We start from the raw sequence: 23067 nt of genomic DNA, 5'->3' as shown, positions 1-23067 counted from the left end.
ACTTTAATAAATAAAGTTGGTTTAGAAGAAGCAATCAGATTACTACATCATCTAATTAAAAGTACCGACGAAAATGAAAGAAGGTGAAATCATAACAAATACCCAGCAACTTCTGAAGAGAATATCTTCATATATTGATAAATCTTTTTGGAGAGAAAAATACCTTTTCGGTTTAAAGTCTCTCCAAGAAGAAATCTCATCCCCTTGTGTTTTAGCTGTTGCCGGAAAAGTCAAAGCCGGAAAAAGCTTTTTAGTCAATTCGTTGCTAGGTGTAGACTTAGCTATGACAGGTTCTACCGAAACGACTGCAACAATCAACATCTTTAAAAAAGGCAAACCTTTATCAAAAGACAAACCTGTTCTTTGTCAATACATTGATGGAAGCAAGGAGTGGAAGTCAAAGGATTTTCTCGACACCTTACAGGGAACAAGCGAGGAAACATTGAAAATAACATCAAAAATTGATAAGCTTATCTTTTATATAGACGATAATCCGATCCTTGAAGAAGTCACATTAGTAGATACTCCGGGCATTGGCGCCGATGTAGGTGATGATGGAGACTCTCACCAAATACAGACTGACTCTTATTTTAAACTTCGCAAACGCCACCAGCAGGACACCATTAATCTGTCTAATAATGCCGATGCAATAATATATATATTCAATACAGTTCCAACAGAAACAGACAAAGAATTTCTAGCTTCTTTGTATGATGGTGGACAAGGGATAACAGCCTTGAATGGAATTGGAGTACTTTCAAAAATCGATAAAGAATTAGACCAAATAAAAAACGTGCCTAAATTTACTAAAGATTTTGAGAAAGAATTATTTACCATAATGCCGACATCTGCTGCCATTAGTAAGTACTTACCCACACTTGAAAGTGCAGAAAAACTAAAAAACATACTACATACAGGCTTCAGTTCGGAAAAAGGATTTAAGCTATCGATAGGATCAGAAACAGCTTTCCTCCACGAGAAGCTACCCGACTGCTTATTAAGTGTTAGTGAAAGGAAACAAATTCTAAAAGACTTTGCAATAAAGGATTTACCTTGGAGCACATTCGCATTAGTTGCAAAAGAGTTATACTATACTGATGATTTGAACAATGCTATATCTAAATTAAACTCTTTTTCAGGAATGGCAGCTTTACGAGAAATTATCAACAATCATTTCTTTTGCAGGAACCGTTTACTTCGATGCCATAAAATTCTTTTAGAATTAAAACGCATAATGACCGAAATTCAATATGATGAATTTTTCATGGAAGCAGAACATGATGCTAAAATAAAAGGGTATTGTCTGGCTCAATGCAACCATTTGGACAATAGTGTAAAAGAGATTGTTTACAAATTAATAAACAAACATATACCATCCATTGAAGAAATTTATGAAGTAAAGAATACAATTATTTCATTTAAGGATGAAATCGACACTTTAAATGAAGAACTGGCTGTTATCAATGATTGTTATCTGGCCTTTCAAAAGGTCATCTCAGCAAAAGACCAATTCTTTAATTCTGAAATTTCAGAATTAAATATTCTTTTCAGTGGCAAAGAAATAGATCTTAATCCTGCCCAAAGACAGAAATACTGGTCTGCCGTATACAATTGCTCGGCCCCTAATAGCGTTCGACAAATTGTGGCAGATGTAGCCAAAACCCAATATAATAAACTTGCTAACAATTAAAAATATGATGAAATTAATATCAATAATCAAAAGTTTTTTATTCGGTGATACCGAACAAGAACGTACTCAGGATACTACTCTAAGAGAAGATATTGAGTTTGAAGAAAGATCGCAATATATTCCTCCGATGGATAATATTGTCACCCTTGATGAATCCGAACCTATATTGGACACACAAAGTGATTATTTCGACACGTCCAATATAGAAGATAGTACACAAGCATCAATTTTAGTTGAATCACAACCGGATGTAGAAGAACAGGATACCCCCCTTCCTTTAATCCATCAACTAAAACACAAAGATACTTCAATAACAGAATCCACCCAACTACAAGAAACAGTTCCTGTTATCCCTAAAATTAAGGAAGAATCATTAATACAATCTTTTACTGAGCTAATTAAAGAACTAGATATTGTTCTCACTAAAGCAGAGGACGAGAATTCGCGCCAGACAATCAAGTTTTGCCAATCTCGAATAATAGAGATATTATCAAACAATGGAGTTGAATCCATGGAAAAAGATTCTATTTTTGACAGTACAAGGCATATACCTGTTCCTTTCAAAATTGTACCCAATGGTACACCGATAGCTAATATAGAGAGGATTGGCTTGATATATGCAGGGAAAGTTGTTCTCAAAGCTCAAGTAAATATCTAAATTATATACAGCAGAATTATCTGATATGCCCAACAATTATTCTGCTGATTACATCTCATCCTGGTCATGCAAGAGCTAAATTTATAAAAAGTTACCAAAATTACTTGTATGGAGGCTACCTAGTGATAGTTATTATGATAATGTGTACTCTATATAGAAAAGAAACATTATTATCATGAAAAAGCAAAGCCTCATCAACTATTCCCTACTATGGGAAAAACTTGGCGACTATGCCAAAAAAGCAGGAAGAGTAAGTACTCGCCCTTTACTCTTATTGTATTATGTAATGAAAAGTTCTGATACTCCAAAATCAGATAAGCTACTTATTGCATCAGCGATCTCTTATCTCATACTGCCCATTGATCTAATTTCGGCAAAACGCCTGCCTATTATCGGCTGGATAGACGAAATTATATGTCTAACTGCAGCATATCAAAAAGTGTGCAGACACATCACCCCCGAAATAGAATCAGAAGTAGATAACATCCTGGAACGATGGTTTCCTGAATGTAAATATGAACTAATATCGTAGAACTTTATCATAATCATGGAAGAAAGAGAAATTATTATGGAAACAACGGCATTGAAACCTTTAAGAATCCACTTTCAAGAATTCTTAGAAAGCATTGGCGCAGATTATCAATGTGAGGATGAGGAAGATGTTATCAACTACTCCATCATAGGAAGATATGTTATTGCAAATCTCCAGTAAACAAATTAATAACAGCATAACAAATTAAAAAGAACAATATTATGGATGAGAAAACACAAAAAGACAGAATACGTGGTTCATTAATAGGTGGAGCCATAGGTGACGCTTTAGGGTATCCTGTAGAATTTATAGATTCATATGCAGGTATTCAAAGAAGATATGGAGATGCAGGAATTACCCGTCTTGACGTTAGACAATGGTGGAGGAATGACGATAATTCTACTAGGAAAGCTTGGATTTCTGATGATACACAGATGACCTTGTTTACAGCCTGTGGCATATTAAATGCAAAAGAAAAAGGGAGTGCTCCTATACCCAGCATTTGTGAAGCTTATATAGAATGGTATTACACTCAATTAGGTAGGAGGAGTAAGCGCTTCAATGAATGCTGGATTGGGGATATTCCAGAATTAAACCAACGCAGGGCACCCGGCAATACCTGCCTCACTGCTCTTTCTGATATTATTGCGGGAAAAGGCCCTCACAATAACAGCAAAGGATGTGGCGGAGTTATGCGCATAGCTCCCATCCCTTTATATGGCCTAGCCCAAGGAAGAATATCTAATATAGATGCACTTGACCGTCTTGCAGCAGATACAGCAGAACTTACTCATCAGCATCCATTAGGTTTTATTCCTGCAGCTCTTATTTCCCATCTCATTTATCGCCTGGCAACCGATGAAAATCCGGAAAAGGAAACATTCAAGGAGTACATAAAGGAAGGGCTGAAATCCATACAACGGATGTTTACCAACTATGCCGAAGAAGTTGAAAAATTGGTGTATTTAGTAAAGAAAGCCATTCTTTTATCAGATATTTCAACTGATGATGTACGTACCATCGAAGACGAATTAGGGGGAGGTTGGGTCGCTGAAGAAACTGTTGCTATAGCCATCTACTGTGCTTTGACCCATTTCGAGAACTTTGAAAGAACCATGATCGCAGCTGTAAATCATGCAGGTGACAGCGATTCCACAGGGGCTGTAGCTGGCAATCTGTTAGGTGCAGCTACTGGTTACGATGCGATACCCCAATTCTATAAAGATGACTTGGAACTGCATGATGTAATATTGCATATCGCTGACGACCTGTATCACGGTAAAACAACACCTAAATAAAAGCAATGAACATCTATAATGAAAGCCAACAATTCAGTAAGAGAAGTATGAGACACAAGAAAAAATCCTTCATGGCAGATTACAGTATCATTGATGGAAAATATTTTTTCTGTTATGATGCCAGTAACGGTTCATGTTTTGGTAACGATTCAAAGCAAACATATATCATTAAGGATATTGATGCAAAGACTTTATTTACCTCTTTTGGAATTAAGGATGAGAGTGGTTTGAAATGGGCACTTGACAGATTGCCCGATGCGGATAATGATATTACCCGATTGAAAGAATTCTGTGATGAGAACAATATTTCCTATTATTATAAAATGGAGGATTAAAAATGAGACGAGCAATCATTTTATTTTGGCATGGACTAACCGGCATTCTGACCGGTATTGCCAATTGGATTACAGTAGTTTTAGGAATGAAAGATAACTCGAAGTATGGAAAACTCCTGCGCCGTATTGTCGGCAGCTGCTTCACCCTATTCGTAATTTTATGCACTGTTGCTGCGACTTGTAGCTTCTTTGAAACACTATGTAACCGCTATGATATTACATTTGCTGATACCCCGAAAGAAGTCTATACGCAATATCTTTCACGCAATGCAACTTTCTGCCGTGATAGTTATTACGAAAAGGGATATGTCATCGACCGCAATGACAACAAGACACTGAAAAATATTCAGTGGATAGCTAAACCTCTGGGTGATGATTCACTAATATGCTATAGCGATGGGAAACAGCGTGGATACTTCAATATGTTCACTGGGAAAGTAGCCATAAAACCCCGATATGATCACGCGTGGATATTCTCTGATGGATTGGCTTCAGTTGATGATAATGGTTGGATAAAATTTATCGATCCGACCGGTAAAGTGATTATTGACAACCATCAACCCTATATTCCAGGTATGGAAGGATATGTGTTCCATAATGGATTTTGTGTGGTACATAATGAGCGTAGAGACAAAGTAGGACTGATAGACCTAACCGGCAAGTGGATTTTAGAACCGCAATATTTCTCTATCCAACAATATGGCACGTTATTGATAGTAAATAACGGTATAGAAGAAACAGTAATGGACACTAAGTTAAATACTATCATCCCTTACGCCAAAGCAAGTTACTGGATCTATGACGGTATTATCTTTAGCACGATGCAGGATCACACGATGCGTCAATATGATCTGCAAGGCAATCTCATAGACGATTTCTACATCAGCCATGTAGAGAAAATCACCTATCCTACAAATGAATTGCGCTATGGTACCACAAAGAATTACGATGATAATGGCAAAATAATAAGTGAAACGGAAGATAACGAACCAACCAATATGCAAGCAATCGCCAGATGTATGTGTTATCAGGCAGAACAGGGATGGTATGGCCTGATGTCGCCGGATGGTCAAATCATTACACCTCCTTCATATAGTACCATCACCGCTGTAGGAGCAGATCTATATCTCTGTGAATCTCAGAATGATTACGGCGTACTACTGAATGGCAAAGGAGAACGGGTAAAATAACAATATTATTATTCATAAAGACTATGGAACAAGATTACGAAAAACTGATAAAAGAACGTGTAGAAAATCTTTTCCACACAATGGAGCAACGGGTTACCCCAAAAGAAATGGAGCAAATTAAAGCAGCTTATCAGCTGGCTCATGAAGCTCACAAAGGGCAGACGCGCAAAACAGGAGAACCCTATATCATTCATCCGATAGCAGTAGCCCGTATCGTTGCAGAAGAACTTATGCTGGGAGCAAATCCTGTGATTGCTGCTTTCTTACACGATGTGGTAGAAGACACACCACATACCGTAGAAGACATTGAGAAACAATTCGGTGAAGATGTCGCTTTCTTAGTACGTGTGGTGACCAAACAGAAGAAAGAACACTACGAAATGTCCAAACAACTGGATAATTTCAAACAGATGCTCGATTCTGTCCATTATGACATACGTGCCATCCTGATAAAGCTAGCGGACCGCTTGCATAATATGCGTACACTCGACAGCATGAAGCCTGATAAACAAATGAAGATAGCAGGTGAAACAGATTATTTCTATGCCCCTTTAGCTAATCGCCTAGGCTTGTACGAGATAAAAACAGAACTGGAAAATCTCAGTTTCCGTTTCCGTTGTCCGCATGAATATGCACAGTTCATAGAACTGCTTCAACAAGACAAAAGCGATAATCATACCGATCTAAAATCTTTCACTGATAAGATAGGAAGTATTCTTCAGAAGCATAATATTCAAGCAAAGATAGAGGTACAATACAGAATGCCCTATAGTCTTTGGCGTAAGATAAATCGATCCCATAAGGACTTCAAGCACCTGGATCACAGGCATTTCATCCAGATCATTTTTCCCGATGACTTAGAAGCATCGGAAAAGAACATATGCCTGAAAATCTACTCACTATTGACAGATATATTCAAAGAAAAACCGGGTAGTATTGCCAACTATGTGGATTCTCCGAAAGAGAACGGCTATCAAAGTTTTCATGTAAAATTACTGTCCGAACACGGTGTCTGGGAAGAAATACATATCAGCAGCGAACGGATGATTTATAATTCACAGTTTGGCTGTGTAGCCAGTCGCTCAGAAAGCAATATAAAGAAGTGGATCGAAAAGTTCAAGTTCGTTTTACAAGATATTGCTTATCACAGTCAAGATGGCTGGTTCATCGAAAACGTCGTTTCATCTTTTTATAATGATGACATTATGGTCTTTACTCCCAAGGGGCAAGCAGTTATTCTACCACAACATGCCACGGCTTTGGACTTCGCCTTTGAAATACACAGCCGGTTAGGAGAACATGCCCAATATGCCCGTATCAATGGGAAATTATGCTCTATCAAGACCGTACTTCATCGTGGGGATTGTGTAGAAGTTGGGGCAAACGAACAAATACACCCACAACCGGATTGGATCAATCACGTCTTAACTTATAAGGCTAAACGTTATTTACGCACTTATCTGTATCGGATGAAAAAGATACCATATCAACGCTGCCCCTACTGTCAGCCACTTCCGGGAGATGAAGTCATCGGATTTACAGAAAATGACAAATCAGTAACCATTCATAAACGTGATTGCCCCACAGCTATCCGCTTGGCTTCACAGAAGGGTGATTCCATTGTATCCATCGAATTCAAAGAAGACAATGATATTCTATATCCGGTACGAATCCATATCAGGGCAATAGACCGCTATCATCTGTTAAGTGACCTGATCGACTGCATCACCAATAAACTAAAGCTTTCTATTGAAAGTTTGCACACCACCACAACAGACGAAATAGTGGACTGCTTCATTAATTTTTCAGTCCACTCATTCAATGAGTTACAAATCATTATCAGTCACATCAACCGCATAAAGGGAGTGGATGAAGTACAAAGAGAAGAACTAAAATGAATATATCATCTTATTCTTCCCACTCAATCCAATTATGAAGCCATATAGCCATAAAAGCAGCCTCTTATCCTATTTTTATTTATTATATAATTTTGATATAACGAATAGTTCTTTTAACTTTGCAACAACAGATATAAGTAATCATTAACAGTAACCCACAATTTACGAAGCACAATGAGAAAGCTTTTACTTCTGGGGATTTGCATCTCTTTTCTTCTCCCCACAGCCATGCAAGCGCAGTATATGCGTTCATCTTACTTTATGGAGGGTAGCAGTACCCGCATGCAGTTGAATCCGGCAATGCAACCCAAGCGTGGCTATGTCAATTTACCTGTAATCGGTTCATTAGCAGCCGAGGTATCCTCCAACTCTTTGGGTATCCAGGATGTTATTGACGTCTTTGACTCCGACGGAGAGTTTTACAATAATGATAAGTTCTACAACCGTCTGAAAGGAATGAATGAGCTGAACATCAATCTCAATACGGATGTCATCTCTTTCGGATTCTATAAAGGCAAAGGATTCTGGTCATTCAATGTAGGAGCACGTGTAGATGTGGATGCAACTATTCCTAAAACCATGTTCGAATATCTGCGTGCCATAGATGCGGAAGATTTTACTTGGGGAAGCAGCAGAACCTTTAATATTCAGAATGAGAAACTGCGTCTGAACTCTTATATAGAGGTTGGAGCAGGTTATTCACGTGCCATAAACGACCGTCTGACCATAGGTGGTAAAGCCAAACTATTGTTAGGTGCCGGAAACCTGAATTTAAAAATCAATCAACTTTATATATCAGGCAAAGAAGCAGGCCTAGACTCCGAATTCCAGCTAAAATCAGATGCCTATCTGGAAGCCTCTGCTAAAGGTCTGGACTTGGAAGAAGAAAATGGATACATCACGGATCTGGACTACAATAATTTCGGTATCAGTGGATACGGAGCAGGCTTAGATCTGGGAGCAAGCTATCAGGTTATGAAGAACCTTACGTTCTCTGCTGCCATCCTCGACTTAGGTTTTATCTCTTGGGGTAAATCAAACACCCAGATAGCCGAATCAAACAAAGATATCGCTATTGATAAAGATAATTACAGCGAATCTACTGATGTACTGGACTTTGAATTGTACGGTTTGCAGAAGAAAGAAAATAAATCCCGCACCACTTCCTTATCCCCGACTATGGTTTTAGGAGGAGAATACGGATTCCTGAATAATAAACTGGGAGTAGGATTATTATCAACTACCCGCTTCGGTCAGTTAAAGACATATTCCGAATTGACTTTATCCGCCAATTATCGCCCGAACACTTTAATCAACGCTACATTAAGTTACTCCATGCTTCAAGGTGGTGAAACATTCGGCTTTGCTTTCAAGGTAGGTCCCTTGATGCTGGGTACTGACTATATGTTCTTCGGAAATAACTCCAAACATGTAAATGCCTTCATCGGACTTTCTATTCCTTTGGGAAAAAAGAAGATATAAGAGCTACGAAGCTACGAGCTACAAGTTACGAGTGCCTTTCGGAATGAAAGCGCAGCTACTTGTAGCTCGTAACCCGTAACTATTTTATCGTCACCATCGTCGCTCCGAAACCATATTCCTGGAAAGAAGCATCCTGATGCCGGAAATTCGGATATTTACGTTTCAGTTCTTCCAGCAATGCTTTGCGCAACACGCCATCACCCTTACCGTGAATAAAAACAATGCGCTGTTCACGTTTATTCTTATATTGCTCCAGAACTTCTCGGAATTTGTCCAACTGGTAATTCAATATTTCACTGTTACTCATTCCTTTAGTATCGTCCAGCAATTCTCCGATATGTAAATCAATCTCGATGATACCATTTTGTCCACCGCGCTTCACAATTGGCTGAGACTTTGGTTTATCTTCAGTTTTCTTTTGCAGCAAAGCAGATTGTAAATCTTCAGCTGATACATACACCTGTTTGGTGGGAACATCATCTTTCACTATATCATAAATCAGGGCAGGTGTCTCAAAGAATTCTGATTCCTGGAATGTGTGCAATTTATAGAACTTCACCGTATCTATGCGAAGTTCCACACTGACTGCCGGCTTCAAAGCAAAAGAACGATCCTCTTTAAAAGCAATGAACTGTACTGCAACATGTTCACGGTCATTCAGTTCCACCTTCTCAAATTCTTCCAGCAGCAACTTCGTATTCGGCTCTACTATTCCATTGGAACGAACATTCCATGCTTTTCCTTCTGCACAGAGGTAAGTGTAATACAGATAGTAATTGCTATCATTCACCAGATAAGATTCGAAAGGAGTAGTACTGACAGCCTTAATATCTTCCGGTACAAAAGCCAGAAAAACATTTAGAATATCTCCCCCACGCATTTCCGGCTGACGGTAAACAGATACCTGCGGCTTGAACAAGCGCTGCACTTCACTATCTTCCTGAACCGGGTGAGAAATAGAAGAACGTACCGGCTTTTCCTCCGCTTTCTTCGGAGCTGCCTTCGGCACCGGCCGGGTCATATTATAATCATCCGTATCAATTACTACGCACTCACGCATGGGCATCGGAATATCAAAGCCATCGGCATCTTCCACCAATACAATATCTTTCCCCCTGAATCCTTTCACGATTCCTCCGCCGATTTCATTGAGGAAACGTACTTTATCACCAATTTTCATCATATCATTTACAATTTAGCTATTTACAATTTATGATTGGAGTTGCTTAAACAAACAATCGTTCTACAAAGATACGGTAACTCAATAAAAAAAGATAGAAAAAAGACGATAAATATCCGTACCTTTGCAGCCCGTAAAGAAGTTTATCATGAAAGAAGATCCAAAACATATCCGTATCAGCGAATTCAATTATCCATTACCGGATGAGCGCATAGCCAAATTTCCTCTGCCGGTGCGCGATCAGTCCAAACTCCTGGTCTACCGTCACGGCGAAGTTTCCGAAGATCGCTTCACTTCACTTCCATCCCATCTGCCGACAGGAAGTCTGGTGATATTCAATAATACGAAAGTGATACAGGCACGACTGCACTTCCGCAAGGATACCGGCGCTTTGATTGAAGTATTCTGTCTGGAACCCATTGAACCAAACGATTATGTCCTCAATTTCCAGCAAACCGAACACGCTGCCTGGCTCTGCATGATCGGTAATCTGAAGAAATGGAAAGAAGGCACGCTAAAACGGGAGATGACCGTAAAAGGGCAACCGATAACTCTGACTGCCACTCGTGGTGAATGTCATGGCACCAGCCATTGGGTTGATTTCCGTTGGGATAATCCGGAGATTACTTTTGCTGATATTCTTGAAGTTTTCGGAGAACTCCCCATTCCGCCATACTTGAACCGGGATACTCAGGAAAGTGACAAGGAAACCTATCAGACTGTTTATTCTAAAATAAAAGGCTCCGTAGCTGCTCCTACTGCCGGACTACACTTTACCCCCCGTGTGCTGGATGCTCTGAAAGAAAAAGGTATTGATCTCGAAGAACTGACATTGCACGTAGGTGCAGGTACTTTCAAACCCGTTAAAAGTGAAGAGATTGAAGGGCACGAAATGCATACGGAATATATTTCCGTGTCACGCGGAACCATTGAAAAGCTGATAGCACACGATGGAAAAGCAATTGCAGTAGGTACTACTTCAGTAAGAACACTGGAAAGCCTCTACCATATAGGCGTTACTCTGCTGAAAAATCCGGATGCCACAGAAGAAAAACTTCACGTCCGCCAATGGCAACCTTATGAAACAGCTGAAGAAGCTGCGGATATCACATCTGTAAAAGCTCTGCAAGCCGTACTCGACTATCTGAACCATCACGATGTGGAAGCCCTGCACACCAGCACGCAGATCATTATCGCACCAGGATACGACTACAAGATTGTATGTGCCATGGTCACTAATTTCCATCAACCGCAAAGTACATTGCTATTGCTTGTCTCGGCTTTTGTAAAAGGTAACTGGCGAAAGATATATGACTTCGCATTAGATCATGACTTCCGTTTTCTGAGTTATGGAGATTCTTCACTATTAATACCGTAATCATAGCTGGTACATATAAGGCCCAAAAATATCTATTATGAACGACGAACTAACATTAATTGAAAATAAGATTTACGAAGTACGTGGAACTAAAGTCATGCTGGATTTTGACTTGGCGGAACTTTATGGAATAGAAACAAGAACATTAAAGCAAGCTGTAAGACGAAATATTGAGCGATTTCCTGAAGACTTTATGTTTACGCTGACTAAAGAAGAAGCTAATAATCTGATACACATAGGGGTATCACAAAATGTGATACCCCCCGAATATAATATTGGTGCTACAAGTGTATTTGCCTTTACAGAAAATGGTGTATCTATGCTTTCATCTGTCCTGCGCAGCCCGCTTGCCATTCAAATCAACATCAACATAATGCGAGCATTTACGCGAATGCATCAACTTATTTTTGCATACAAAGAAAATAATCTTTCCGTAAAAGATGAATTGGAACAAATAAAACAACAACTTGCCGAAATAGCCGAAGATTTAGAAAGTAATGAAAGAGATCACGAAAGTCTCTTCAACGCCATAGCAGAAATATCTCTCAAACTACAACTTAACCAATCCAATCCCGGACGCATTGCCGTGAAAGGATTTAAAAATGATTCACAACAATGAACAGCGATAATAGCCAAGAAATGTTTCCTATCGTCGACGAACAGGGAAATATCACAGGTGCCGCTACACGTGGCGAATGCCACAGTGGCAGCAAACTCTTGCATCCGGTCATTCACCTGCACGTTTTTAATTCCAAAGGCGAACTGTATATGCAGAAACGTCCCGAATGGAAAGATATCCAGCCGGGAAAGTGGGATACTTCCGTAGGAGGACATGTAGACCTGGGTGAAAGTGTAGAAATGGCTCTGAAGCGCGAAGTACGCGAAGAACTGGGTATTACTGACTTTACTCCTGAAACCGTCACTCATTATGTTTTTGAATCCGCACGTGAGAAGGAACTCGTCTTTGTACACAAAACCGTATACGACGGTGAGATCACTCCCAGTGACGAACTGGACGGCGGACGATTCTGGGCCATAGAAGAAATTAAAGAAAATCTGGGGAAAGGCATATTCACCCCCAACTTTGAAGGAGAGATTGAAAAAGTACTTTCGCTAAAATAAAAGTACCGAAACACTTGACATCGCTTTCTGCATGTTGTATATTTGTATTGTGTTTTTAAATCTACTTCAATTTTAAATTAGCATAAACGGAGAAGCATTGTTTCTCCGTTTTTTTATTTGCCTGCCCATCATTCCGTCCCCAATGCCACAGGTCAACTCCCCTAATGCCACAGGTCAGCAACCTCGACGCCACACTTCAACAAGTAAAATGGCTGGCATTTGCCTCGGAGACATGTGGCATTTCAGTTACTCACCCCAGCGAAACAGATGATCCACCTGAGGCAAACAGACCCTCTGTTCAGGGCAAACAAACCATGCGTTTGAAGTAAACAGACCGTCTGTTCCGAAAACAGAAATGGGAAGCCGAGGCCTCCCATTTACTAAATATTTATAAATCTGCTCTTGACAACTTTTACTTAGCCAGATCTTCAATCACCTTCATTATCTTCTGACCGATTTCTTCTGCCGCTTCTGCTGTAGACGCTTCACTATACACGCGGATAATCGGCTCGGTGTTACTTTTACGCAAGTGTACCCACTTATCGGCAAAGTCTATTTTCACACCATCGATGTCATTGATTTCTTCATCCTTATAAATTTCTTTCACCTTAGCCAGAATAGCATCCACATCTGTTTCAGGAGTCAGATCTACGCGATTCTTTGCCATGAAATAAGCAGGATAAGTTGCACGAAGCTCGCTCACCTTCTTGCCTTCATGTGCCAGATGGCTCAGGAACAAGGCAATACCAACCAGCGCATCACGTCCGTAGTGACTTTCCGGATAAATGACTCCGCCATTACCTTCGCCACCAATTACGGCACCCACTTCTTTCATCTTGGTAGTAACGTTTACTTCGCCTACGGCAGAAGCAAAATATTCCTTGTCATACTTGCGGGTTACATCACGCAAAGCACGTGTAGAACTCAGGTTAGAAACTGTATTACCCGGAGTATGCTTCAACACATAATCGGCCACACTCACCAGCGTGTATTCTTCGCCATACATTTTTCCATCTTCGCAAATCATTGCCAAGCGGTCTACGTCAGGGTCAACTACGAAAGCCACATCAGCCTTGCCACCTTTCATCAGGTTCATTATGTCACCCAGATTCTTTTCAAGTGGTTCGGGATTATGTTGGAAATCACCGGTCGGTTCGCAATAGAGCTTCTCTACATGCTGTACACCCAGTTGCTCCAGTAACTCAGGCAGAATAATACCACCCACAGAGTTCACACAGTCAATAGCCACGCGGAAGTTCGCCTTTCTGATAGCTTCTACATCTACCAGACTAAGCGCCAACACACTGTCTATATGTTTTTGATTGTAAGTCAGATCCTTGCGATATGATCCCAGATGATCTACATCAGCAAAGTCAAATTCTTCAGCCTCGGCAATGCGAAGTACTTCGTTACCTTCGGCAGCATTCAGAAATTCGCCGCGTTCATTCAGCAATTTCAGGGCATTCCATTGTTTCGGATTGTGCGAAGCAGTCAGGATAATACCACCACTGGCGCCTTCCATAGTTACGGCCAATTCAGTGGTCGGTGTAGAAGCCAGATCGATGTCCACTACATCCCATCCCATACCCATCAGGGTACCTACTACTACATTCTTTACCATTTCACCCGAAATACGGGCGTCGCGTCCTACTACAATTTTGTTGCTTTTTACCGTGCACGTTTTGCGAATAAGTGTGGCATACGCTGATGTGAATTTCACGATGTCAAGCGGATTCAAGCCCACACCGGCTCCTCCGCCAATAGTTCCGCGGATTCCAGAGATAGATTTGATTAGAGTCATTAGGTTAATGATTTAAAGATTGTTGGTTATATACTATAATTACCTATAGATTTGGTATTTACGGATATCATAGTAATAAGGGTATACGGACTGCATAGCTGTGCTGTGTCCCATCTTTGAAGGAACGATCAGTCTGACGTGTGCCATGTCACGTACATAGGCCAGTGGTACTAACCAACCAGCAGGAACGGCAGTCGTTTGGTAATAAGTAAGCATCAATCCTTGCGTAAACTGACCGGCAATGGAAGAACTCGTTACCCGGTAATTAAATTCATCTACTACTTCCGCAAATCCTAAGTTAGACATTGTCGTATCTCCTTGAATAAGGCCATATTCCATGAAACGCACCAATATTTGGTCGTTCGCCTTCACTGTATCGGCAGGATTTTTAGAGCCTTTATCCCGTATTTGCATATATACGCCACTGGCAAGTTGCACATATTCATTCTTAAGCGTATCCGTAGTCGAGTCGTTTCTATAAAACTCTGTTTGGGATATAACCTTAATATTATTGTCCTTTATAAATGCTTTGATGGCATCTTTTTCCTCTTCCAGCATTTCTGCATAAGTCTTGGTGTTATCGCAAGCCTGAAAAGCCAGCCCACATACCAGCAAAGACAAAAAGAATAATGTAAGTTTCTTCATTATCTGTTATTTAGTAATTCCGTACAAAAGTATTCGATTTCGTTGAAAGTTGAAAGCTCTACGAGGAAAGTTCGTATCTTTTAACCTTTGTGCCCCTCTTTTTTTATCCTTTCGCATTCAATAAAGGCTTGAATTTCTCTAAAGCACGTTCCAGGACTTTCTTTGCTTCCTCCAGCGTACCATAAAATTCACCACCGGAAGCATTCAGATGTCCTCCTCCATTGAAGAATTCAGCTGCTAACTGATTGCAAGGAAATGTACCCACAGAACGCAATGAAACCTTAATCATCGGCTTCTCCGTGTCTTCACGTAGGAAGCAAGAGAAAACCACGTCTTTTATACTCAAAGGAATATTTACAAACCCCTCGCTGTCTCCCCGAATATAATTGAAACGTCCCTGCTCATTTTTTGTCAATGAGATCAAGGCAGAATGATAATCGGGATAAACCTGCATATTTGAAAGCACATAACCCATCAGTCGCAAGCGACTTTCAGAGTAAGTATTATAAACTTTCCGGTAAATATCATCCTTATCGATACCCTTGGAAAGTAATTCACTGATGATAAAATAAATCTCCCGGTTATTGGAGTTATAAGTAAATCCACCTGTATCGGTCATCATACCGGTATAGATGCACTCTGCTCCTTCTTTGGTTATTTCATTAAAATACCCCATGCGGCATATCAAGCGGAATACAAGCTCCGAAGTAGAAGAAATATTGGGATGTGAGATTGTGATATCACAAAAATCTTCGGGATACAGATGATGGTCTACCAGAATCTTCTTCCCTTTTGCTGCCTTTATTGCATCCGCCATTGCATCAATACGACTCAAAGCATTGAAATCCAGACAACAGATTATTTCAGCCTCAGCAATCAGTTTATCGGCAAATTCTTTGTAGCGGTCATAGAGTAATACATCTTTGCTACCCGGCATCCATCGCAGAAAGTCGGGGAAAGCATTCGGCACAATGACATTTACCGTTTTATCTTGTGAATTCAGGAAGTGCCACAATCCCAATGAAGAGCCTATGGCATCGCCATCCGGCGCTACATGAGCTACAATAACAATTCTCTCCGCATGCCCCATCCATCTGGCAAAACGATCTATTTTGGCTTGTTCTATTACTTTTGTTAACATTTGATTATTTACGATTAGACGATTTACGATTGAACGATTAAAGTTACTTCCATCGTTCATACTAATTGAATGGGCAAAAGTACGAAAAAGTTCGGGAGTTGGCGGAAAGTAGCAAAGGTTTTATTTAGTCTTCGTATTCTACTATCTTCCTTAACGGGGCTAATAAACGTTCCAATACATTTCTGTCTGCCAATATAATGTCTGCCGTGCCTTTCAATTCACGTAAAGTCGGAAGGGTTTTACCATAATTCGTATGCAAACCTTCCAGCAATACTATTTCCACTACATAAAGTCCATCTTCCGTCGGAGCCGGAGAGATACTTTCCACCTTTCCTCTCACATAGCCAAACTCTTGATCGGGGTAATTATCCATACGGATATGCACTTTCTGTCCTACCTGCACCTTTCCCGAACCTTGTAAAGGGAGTTTGGCTTTACCAACCACTTTCGACTCTTCGGAAGGCTGAACCACAAAAACAGTCTCACCCGACTGTACATTCTGATTGCGGCTCCAAACTGTCATAAAAGTTATCTTACCGCAAATAGGACTACTAAACAGATAGTTCTGCGCCCACGAACTCAGTTGTGCCTGAAGCTGCTCAATTGCATTTTTCAATTCAAGCCTGCGGTTCTGTTCCTCATCATAAGCCTGTTTACCCAAGTCCAGCAAGTTCTCCTCCTGTTGTTTTAGCTGCATTTCAGCCTGCAGCAAACTCATGCCGGAAGTTTCTCTGGTACGTAAACTCTGCAAATAGCGGCTGCCCGACTCTTCAAATTCTGCCACAATCATTGCATTTCTCGCATACAAAATGGAATCCCGGTCGTACATACTCTGCGCCAGTTCCATTTCTTTTTCGGTCAGTGTATGTTCACGCTCCACCAAGTTAAGATAAGAGCGTTGCCCAGCCAATTGTTTCTTTCCTGCATCCATCTTCTTTGCATAATAATCTTGCTCGATAAAGCGAACGTAATCTGAAAGAGCAATCATAAATGAGGCATATGCAGATTGCAATTCTCCTAACTGCAAACGCTTACCTATAAAATATTCAGCCCCTTTCGCCGGTTCATAACCTGCTATTCCCCAGTCTTTCATACGGTCTGTCAGCCATAGTACATCTTCCGTAACAGAAGCATTCTGAATGACTCCCAAATGTTCGCCTGCCTTCACCGTATCGCCATTGTGTACATATAAAGTATCTATTTTACCCATAGAACGCGCCAATATAAAAGCTGGAGGTTCCTCAGTGGTCAGTGTTACTTCCGCCTGCAAAACATCCGGATATTTAAAAATCCAGCACCCTGCCAGTAAAGCTAACAGAATAATGAACATCACAGTTATCCCCCATCTCACCACCCAGGGTGAAATGTGATTCATCACTTCCTGCACTTCCTCGCTGCGCAGCTCTATCTCTTTATATTTCTTCTCCTCTTCCACTATCTCAAATTACCAATTTCTAATTACCCAGTTCCAATTGATTCTTTACCAACTGGTAATATAAACCCTTCCGTTCCGCCAATTCCTTGTGGGTTCCCTCTTCGGCTATTTTACCTTTATCCAGTACTATGATATTATCTGCATCTCTCACCGTACTAAGTCGGTGAGCCACTATAACAACTGTTTTCCCTTTATAAAATTCATGCAAATGCTCCATTATCTCGCGTTCATTATTCGCATCAAGTGCATTGGTAGCTTCATCAAAAAACAGGTAATCCGGATTCTTATACACCGCACGGGCTATCAAAATACGCTGTCTCTGCCCTTGGCTGATGCCATTTCCTTCCATACCGATTTTAGTATTGTATCCCAACGGTCAGGAATCTATAAAATCACGAATATTGGCAATGGTCACCGCATGTCTCAAACGTTCAATATCAATCTGCTCCTCACCTACCGCAATATTCTGTGCAATTGTCTCGGAGAATATAAAACCATCCTGCATCACAGACCCGGTTCGGGCACGCCATAAATGTGGATTAATATTCTCTAACGGAGTATCCTGTATCTTTATCGCTCCTTTATTAGGAGTATAAAAGCCAAGCATCAATTTTATCAAAGTTGTTTTACCACTACCACTTGCCCCTACAATCGCCGTCACTTTATGCTGAGGGATATTGAAAGAAACATCATCCAGTACATAATCTCTGTTTGCACCGTCATAACTGAATGAAACATTCTCTATCCGTATATCCCCTTTTTCCGGTAACACTGTAAGTTTTGACGAAATATTCTGTTCCTCGTCTTTCCGTCCATGTATCTCGTTCAGACGCTCCAAACTAATTTTGGCATCCTGAAATTGCTGTGCAAAACCAATAAAAGAAGATACCGGAGAACTCAACTGACCGATAATATAGGTCAGAGACATCATCATACCCAACGTCATCTGTCCATCTATTACAGCTTTTGCCGCAATAAAGGAAATCACAATATTGGTAGTTTGATTAAAGAATATGGAACCCACTTGCTGAATTTGTCCCAGTGCCAAACCTTTTATGCTAATTTTGAACAGTTTCACCTGTATACGTTCCCACTGCCAGCGTTTCTGAGTCTCACAGTTATTTAATTTGATTTCCTGCATAGCGGTTACAATTTGTATCAGGTTGCTTTGTTCGCCTGCCGCTTGTGCAAAACGGCGTATATCCAATTCCCGCCGATACTTCATAAAAACGAGTATCCAACACACATACAAAGTGTTACCCAATAAGAAGATACCTAACACTGTCAAATTATAATAAGCAAGAACAAAGCCAAAAATAAAGAAATTGACAAAGGAAAAGAGTGTGGTAATAGATGACCCTGTCAGGAACGTTTTAATACGTTCATGATCACCGATACGTTGCATAATGTCACCTACCATTTTTGAGTCAAAGAAGTGCAATGGCAATTTCATTAACTTAGCCAGGAAATCAGATATTAAAGAGATAGTAATACGTGTGTTAACATGTAATAGTATCCAACTGCGAATAAACTCTACCGAAAGTTGCGAAACAGAAATTATGATTTGTGCTATCAGTACCAGAATGATAAAATTCAAATTGCTATCACGGATACCTACGTCCACCAATGATTGCGTCAGAAAAGGGAGAATCAGTTGCAACAAGCTGACTGTCAGCATCCCCAATATCAACTGTATCAATTGTTTTTTATAAGGGGTGAGATATCTCAGAAAGAAAAGCAATCCTCTTTCTCTAATTTCCGGTTCATCCTCACGATGATAAAAGTCCGGTCCGGGTTCCAATATCAATGCAGTACCGACATCTTCCCCCTCTGTCCTTGTCGACAGCCAGCACTTCTTAAATTCCTGTTCATTATAAGTCACCATCTGCTTTCCGGGATCAGCAATCTGAAACCAATATTCCCCTTTTCTTTTTTTAATGCCATAGCAAACTACAAAATGGTTTTGATCCCAATGTAAGATGCAAGGTAACGGTACATCCGTAATAAATTGTTCAAATGATACATAAACTCCTGACGTCCGAAAACCAATAGCCTCTCCCGCATCACTAATTCCCAATAATGATACTCCTTCACGGGATATAAATGAGCGTGCACGCAATGTCTGTAATGAATAGCTTTTACCATAGTATTTAGCAATCATCCGCAAACAGGTAGGACCACAATCCATTGCATCCGCCTGATGATAATATGGGAACGAGTGTTTCATTTATTCAGCCTTATTAATACCAAAATAGGATTATCCTCATCCTCATACGATAAATTCCCCAAAGAATCTTTCATATCATCCGGTAACTCATTTACCTTTGCTCCCATCAAAAGATATTCGCGCCCATCTATTCGCTCATAAGCAAAAAAGTGATTCAAAAGCGACAACTTACTTTTCGGCACTACATGTGAATCATCCAATTTATAAGCTTTCTTTTCCTTTTTATCATAATAAGATAAAAAGACTTGTGCACCGACATGCCTCATTGTATTCCAACGAAGTAATAAAAAACGATCAGCATCGACGAGAGCCGTACATATTCTCCGGTCATCATCAGGAACTTCAAAATTGTCAGTATCCAACAAACGGAACTTTCCTTTGTCCCATAGATAAGCTATCTCTGTTTCCATCCCATTAACATGAAAAATAGTATCATTAAAGAGATCCCAATATACAAATGAATCTTCATCTTTTACATTAACACCAAATAATCCATACGAAGCTGCATAATCAGCTCCAAGTTGAGTCTCATTACTACGCCGATATGTCTTCATCTGTCCCTTAGTATCCGTAATTATCCAAAATAGAGACTTACGCGTCTCACCTCCCAAACAATTTCGATAAAAGAAATATATCAATCCATTTCTATAGTACATTTGTATAGGATATAGACCATCATCGGGAAGTTCTACTGAAAAGGAATTCAGAAACTCTCCATCAAAATTATAAACTATAAGCTTTCTTGGTAAACTGTAGACATATATTCTTTCATTCTCTTTATCCATTGCTATAGCTCTATAATTGGTATACTCTTGGGGAGCACCTCCGATGCGACCTATTTTCTGTAGAAAAGTTCCTTGTCTACTATACTTTAAAATTCCTTCACTAGTATCAAAAAACATACAGTCATCATCAATCAAAAAATGTCTTCCTATTCCCTTAATCAACATGGACGTATCTAAAGGAATATACATAACTGTATCTACAAATTCAGAAATACTGATGAACTCAGAAATATGTTCTTTCGGATCAAGAATCAAATACGGGCTTTTCTCACTCTTAAAACAAGATAAAAGGAGAAGACTTAAAAACAAACTGTATATGCATACTTTCATAATGTCAGTGATTTATCAGTGGTAAGATTTATCCTACCACTGATATTATATTAATTAGTGACAAGAAGCCAAAGCTTCAGTTCCTTCCGATTCTCTTTGAATCGTAATTAACAATTCTGCACCACTTGCACTATAGGCGCATACCACACCTTTACTTGTTACATCGCTACCCACATAGATAGTAGTGCAAGTGTAAAGTTTTTCACCTGAAGCACAAAGATTTGAAACTGCTGCACCGCCATGAATCTGCTTCATTTCTGCAACATCTAAAACTCGTTTCATAAGCATAAAATTTTAAGTATTACCGTATGAATTATAATAATGGTTAGCTATTCCATTACTGTTACTGCCCTACGATATTCCACAGTAACATTTATATATCAATTGATATTTAAATCTCCAAAATGTCTCATATCTTCAACTTTATAACTATCCGGCAATTGATAACCATTTATTAAAACAGTAGGAGTTGCTGTCAATCTGTTTTCAAATTGCCATTCTTTATGTTTACTCAGCTCACGATTAACTTCCACAGACTCTAAGTCATAATCAAACGTTAGCATATAAGTCTCTCCCAGATATTTCTTTCCAGCGAACCAATCATTATAAATTGCTTCTGCTCTCTCATGATTCTCTTGTTGATAAACGGCAAGAAGAAATCGGGCACTCTTTTCAAGTTCCTTATTAAAGGAAGAAAAGATATACTGAACACAAACCTTATCTCCCATTTCCTTCAACAACGCACCAATGCGCTTATGCATCTGCGCACATGGATTACAATGAGGATTAGTCAATATTGTAATACGCAATTTAGCTTGTGGACATCCCCAAACTATTTGAGAAATAGCTGGATTTACTTTATAATGAGGTTGTAACTCCAATTGAGAAAGAAAAACACTATCTGACGCTTTCAGATTATTCAATTCATACTTCACATTCTCCAACTGTTCCGAACGAAACCAATGTTCTGACAACAGATGTAAAGACAAGAAAGGAAGTAAATAAAGTATTGCCACAGATAGCATATCTTGCATCTCAAAAGTTGGTAGTCTCCATTGCCCGAACACATTCACAATAGCCGTCATCCACAAAAGCAGTAACACAGACAAGCATAACGGACACCATTGTTTAGCAACCTTATACTGATACCAGACACTCCAACCTGTATAAGGCAAAGATAATAAGTTGACAAGCACTAAATAGGGCATCCATTGAGGGTAAAATACCACCAAAGTAAGACTCGAAATAAAATAGCCGAGCCCTATTTCACTCCAACTAAACATCCCCCATAATTTTGCAGCATCAGATTCTAACACACTGTTACAGTCACCTTGTTTAAACAGTGAACAAATTTTATCTGTATACTCACTCTGTATTTTGCCTTGTTTCAATAACAACAGAAAGCTTACACCAACACCTGCCAGATTAATAAACAATAAGAAACCACCTGTTATAGAAGAGAGTAAATGATGCTCCCAACTCCCCAAGCCCAATAAAATAACTAAAATCATAATTACGCCTATTTTCTGAACAGAATTAAAAAATGCAGTTTTCCGGTGCTTCTCATATTCTGGTTCTCTTGAAGATTCTCCCGGTTCAGCAACAAGTGCGATACCTGACCATAGCTTTTTAAATTCATCTACGGATACAGATATTTCTTTCTCGCGCCAAACATAATCGACTCCCTGATCAGACATTTGCTTTACTACCACAAAATCATTACTGACATGCGCCACAAAAGGAGAAGCTAATTCTCTTAAGTCTTTATCCTCCACCTGTATTCCTGCATTTTCTATCTTATATACAGATAGCATATCTGACAAACCATATAAGTTATAACGATGCGGATGTTCTGCAAAAAGTTTATCGGCATAGCTTCTGGTAAAAGGAATATGTAACTCATGCAAATAGGTTGATAATAGTGTTTTCATGTATTCAAT

Annotated in this window: 20 protein-coding genes and 1 pseudogene; 12 read left to right on the top strand and 9 right to left on the bottom strand. The window is 39.7% G+C overall.

What is annotated here, in order from left to right; genetic code table 11:
- Positions 1–73: 73 nt before the first annotated feature.
- From DW036_RS09660 to DW036_RS09625, 9 genes are all read left to right on the top strand, one after another.
- Entirely contained in the window at positions 74–1690 is a 1617-nt protein-coding gene (locus tag DW036_RS09660) for a dynamin family protein (RefSeq protein WP_118463624.1), read from the top strand.
- Positions 1691–1694: 4 nt separating this feature from the next.
- Positions 1695–2348, top strand: a complete 654-nt coding sequence (locus DW036_RS09655) for a hypothetical protein (protein ID WP_118463621.1) — start codon at positions 1695–1697, stop codon at positions 2346–2348.
- A gap of 175 nt (positions 2349–2523) precedes the next feature.
- On the top strand, positions 2524–2880 hold the full coding sequence (locus DW036_RS09650; protein ID WP_118463619.1) for a YkvA family protein: 357 nt from the start codon (positions 2524–2526) through the stop codon (positions 2878–2880).
- A gap of 15 nt (positions 2881–2895) precedes the next feature.
- A complete protein-coding gene (locus DW036_RS25515; RefSeq protein WP_158585955.1) occupies positions 2896–3060 on the top strand; it encodes a hypothetical protein in 165 nt (54 codons plus the stop codon).
- Between the two features lie 41 nt (positions 3061–3101).
- On the top strand, positions 3102–4178 hold the full coding sequence (locus DW036_RS09645) for an ADP-ribosylglycohydrolase family protein (protein ID WP_118463616.1): 1077 nt from the start codon (positions 3102–3104) through the stop codon (positions 4176–4178).
- 47 nt (positions 4179–4225) lie between these two features.
- Positions 4226–4513 (top strand): hypothetical protein, encoded by a 288-nt coding sequence (locus DW036_RS09640; RefSeq protein ID WP_147401458.1) that lies wholly within the window; start codon positions 4226–4228, stop codon positions 4511–4513.
- Positions 4514–4515: 2 nt separating this feature from the next.
- Entirely contained in the window at positions 4516–5703 is a 1188-nt protein-coding gene (locus tag DW036_RS09635; protein ID WP_118463610.1) for a WG repeat-containing protein, read from the top strand.
- 23 nt (positions 5704–5726) lie between these two features.
- Positions 5727–7601: a bifunctional (p)ppGpp synthetase/guanosine-3',5'-bis(diphosphate) 3'-pyrophosphohydrolase gene (locus DW036_RS09630; RefSeq protein WP_118463608.1), complete on the top strand. Its 1875-nt coding sequence runs from the start codon at positions 5727–5729 to the stop codon at positions 7599–7601.
- Positions 7602–7775: 174 nt separating this feature from the next.
- Entirely contained in the window at positions 7776–9083 is a 1308-nt protein-coding gene (locus tag DW036_RS09625; protein WP_118463605.1) for a DUF5723 family protein, read from the top strand.
- Positions 9084–9162: 79 nt separating this feature from the next.
- On the opposite strand, the gene DW036_RS09620 is transcribed toward DW036_RS09625, so the two are convergent.
- The gene (locus tag DW036_RS09620; protein ID WP_118464278.1) at positions 9163–10263 is read right to left on the bottom strand and encodes a DUF2027 domain-containing protein; all 1101 of its coding nucleotides are present in this window, start codon (positions 10261–10263) and stop codon (positions 9163–9165) included.
- Between the two features lie 148 nt (positions 10264–10411).
- On the opposite strand from DW036_RS09620, the gene DW036_RS09615 reads away from it, so the two are divergent.
- From DW036_RS09615 to DW036_RS09605, 3 genes are read left to right on the top strand one after another with little or no spacing between them, the layout of a single operon-like run.
- Complete coding sequence (locus DW036_RS09615) at positions 10412–11641, top strand: S-adenosylmethionine:tRNA ribosyltransferase-isomerase (RefSeq protein WP_118464276.1); 1230 nt, start codon at positions 10412–10414, stop codon at positions 11639–11641.
- A gap of 37 nt (positions 11642–11678) precedes the next feature.
- Positions 11679–12260, top strand: a complete 582-nt coding sequence (locus DW036_RS09610; RefSeq protein ID WP_022394165.1) for an ORF6N domain-containing protein — start codon at positions 11679–11681, stop codon at positions 12258–12260.
- On the top strand, positions 12257–12763 hold the full coding sequence (locus tag DW036_RS09605) for an NUDIX domain-containing protein (protein WP_118463602.1): 507 nt from the start codon (positions 12257–12259) through the stop codon (positions 12761–12763). Before DW036_RS09610 ends, DW036_RS09605 begins: the two co-directional genes overlap by 4 nt.
- A gap of 412 nt (positions 12764–13175) precedes the next feature.
- Here DW036_RS09605 and glmM read toward each other — a convergent pair whose 3' ends face one another.
- The 8 genes and pseudogenes from glmM to DW036_RS09565 all read right to left on the bottom strand — a co-directional run bounded on the left by glmM (position 13176) and on the right by DW036_RS09565 (position 23058).
- On the bottom strand, positions 13176–14564 hold the full coding sequence (gene glmM, locus DW036_RS09600) for a phosphoglucosamine mutase (protein ID WP_118463599.1): 1389 nt from the start codon (positions 14562–14564) through the stop codon (positions 13176–13178).
- 39 nt (positions 14565–14603) lie between these two features.
- On the bottom strand, positions 14604–15209 hold the full coding sequence (locus DW036_RS09595; RefSeq protein ID WP_118463596.1) for a DUF4827 domain-containing protein: 606 nt from the start codon (positions 15207–15209) through the stop codon (positions 14604–14606).
- Positions 15210–15312: 103 nt separating this feature from the next.
- Positions 15313–16350 (bottom strand): bifunctional oligoribonuclease/PAP phosphatase NrnA, encoded by a 1038-nt coding sequence (locus tag DW036_RS09590; RefSeq protein ID WP_022394171.1) that lies wholly within the window; start codon positions 16348–16350, stop codon positions 15313–15315.
- 124 nt (positions 16351–16474) lie between these two features.
- On the bottom strand, positions 16475–17785 hold the full coding sequence (locus tag DW036_RS09585) for an HlyD family secretion protein (protein ID WP_118463593.1): 1311 nt from the start codon (positions 17783–17785) through the stop codon (positions 16475–16477).
- Positions 17786–17804: 19 nt separating this feature from the next.
- Positions 17805–20012, bottom strand: a pseudogene (locus DW036_RS09580) (peptidase domain-containing ABC transporter).
- Complete coding sequence (locus DW036_RS09575) at positions 20009–21127, bottom strand: 6-bladed beta-propeller (protein WP_118463590.1); 1119 nt, start codon at positions 21125–21127, stop codon at positions 20009–20011. Before DW036_RS09575 ends, DW036_RS09580 begins: the two are co-directional and overlap by 4 nt.
- A 54-nt stretch (positions 21128–21181) precedes the next feature.
- Positions 21182–21409 (bottom strand): hypothetical protein, encoded by a 228-nt coding sequence (locus DW036_RS09570; protein WP_022394175.1) that lies wholly within the window; start codon positions 21407–21409, stop codon positions 21182–21184.
- Between the two features lie 98 nt (positions 21410–21507).
- Positions 21508–23058: a vitamin K epoxide reductase family protein gene (locus tag DW036_RS09565; RefSeq protein ID WP_118463587.1), complete on the bottom strand. Its 1551-nt coding sequence runs from the start codon at positions 23056–23058 to the stop codon at positions 21508–21510.
- Positions 23059–23067: the final 9 nt, after the last annotated feature.

The organism is Bacteroides sp. AF39-11AC, assembly GCF_003474285.1.
In the GTDB taxonomy this organism is placed as follows: Bacteria; Bacteroidota; Bacteroidia; order Bacteroidales; family Bacteroidaceae; genus Bacteroides.
This window is presented reverse-complemented; position numbering and strand designations above follow the sequence as displayed.

Bases quoted from the DNA above. Each gene is read 5' to 3' on its own strand.
- DW036_RS09660 (WP_118463624.1), top strand. From the start codon at position 74: ATGAAAGAAGGTGAAATCATAACAAATACCCAGCAACTTCTGAAGAGA.
- DW036_RS09655 (WP_118463621.1), top strand. From the start codon at position 1,695: ATGATGAAATTAATATCAATAATCAAAAGTTTTTTATTCGGTGATACC.
- DW036_RS09650 (WP_118463619.1), top strand. From the start codon at position 2,524: ATGAAAAAGCAAAGCCTCATCAACTATTCCCTACTATGGGAAAAACTT.
- DW036_RS25515 (WP_158585955.1), top strand. From the start codon at position 2,896: ATGGAAGAAAGAGAAATTATTATGGAAACAACGGCATTGAAACCTTTA.
- DW036_RS09645 (WP_118463616.1), top strand. From the start codon at position 3,102: ATGGATGAGAAAACACAAAAAGACAGAATACGTGGTTCATTAATAGGT.
- DW036_RS09640 (WP_147401458.1), top strand. From the start codon at position 4,226: ATGAGACACAAGAAAAAATCCTTCATGGCAGATTACAGTATCATTGAT.
- DW036_RS09635 (WP_118463610.1), top strand. From the start codon at position 4,516: ATGAGACGAGCAATCATTTTATTTTGGCATGGACTAACCGGCATTCTG.
- DW036_RS09630 (WP_118463608.1), top strand. From the start codon at position 5,727: ATGGAACAAGATTACGAAAAACTGATAAAAGAACGTGTAGAAAATCTT.
- DW036_RS09625 (WP_118463605.1), top strand. From the start codon at position 7,776: ATGAGAAAGCTTTTACTTCTGGGGATTTGCATCTCTTTTCTTCTCCCC.
- DW036_RS09620 (WP_118464278.1), bottom strand. From the start codon at position 10,263: ATGAAAATTGGTGATAAAGTACGTTTCCTCAATGAAATCGGCGGAGGA.
- DW036_RS09615 (WP_118464276.1), top strand. From the start codon at position 10,412: ATGAAAGAAGATCCAAAACATATCCGTATCAGCGAATTCAATTATCCA.
- DW036_RS09610 (WP_022394165.1), top strand. From the start codon at position 11,679: ATGAACGACGAACTAACATTAATTGAAAATAAGATTTACGAAGTACGT.
- DW036_RS09605 (WP_118463602.1), top strand. From the start codon at position 12,257: ATGAACAGCGATAATAGCCAAGAAATGTTTCCTATCGTCGACGAACAG.
- glmM (WP_118463599.1), bottom strand. From the start codon at position 14,564: ATGACTCTAATCAAATCTATCTCTGGAATCCGCGGAACTATTGGCGGA.
- DW036_RS09595 (WP_118463596.1), bottom strand. From the start codon at position 15,209: ATGAAGAAACTTACATTATTCTTTTTGTCTTTGCTGGTATGTGGGCTG.
- DW036_RS09590 (WP_022394171.1), bottom strand. From the start codon at position 16,350: ATGTTAACAAAAGTAATAGAACAAGCCAAAATAGATCGTTTTGCCAGA.
- DW036_RS09575 (WP_118463590.1), bottom strand. From the start codon at position 21,127: ATGAAAGTATGCATATACAGTTTGTTTTTAAGTCTTCTCCTTTTATCT.
- DW036_RS09570 (WP_022394175.1), bottom strand. From the start codon at position 21,409: ATGAAACGAGTTTTAGATGTTGCAGAAATGAAGCAGATTCATGGCGGT.
- DW036_RS09565 (WP_118463587.1), bottom strand. From the start codon at position 23,058: ATGAAAACACTATTATCAACCTATTTGCATGAGTTACATATTCCTTTT.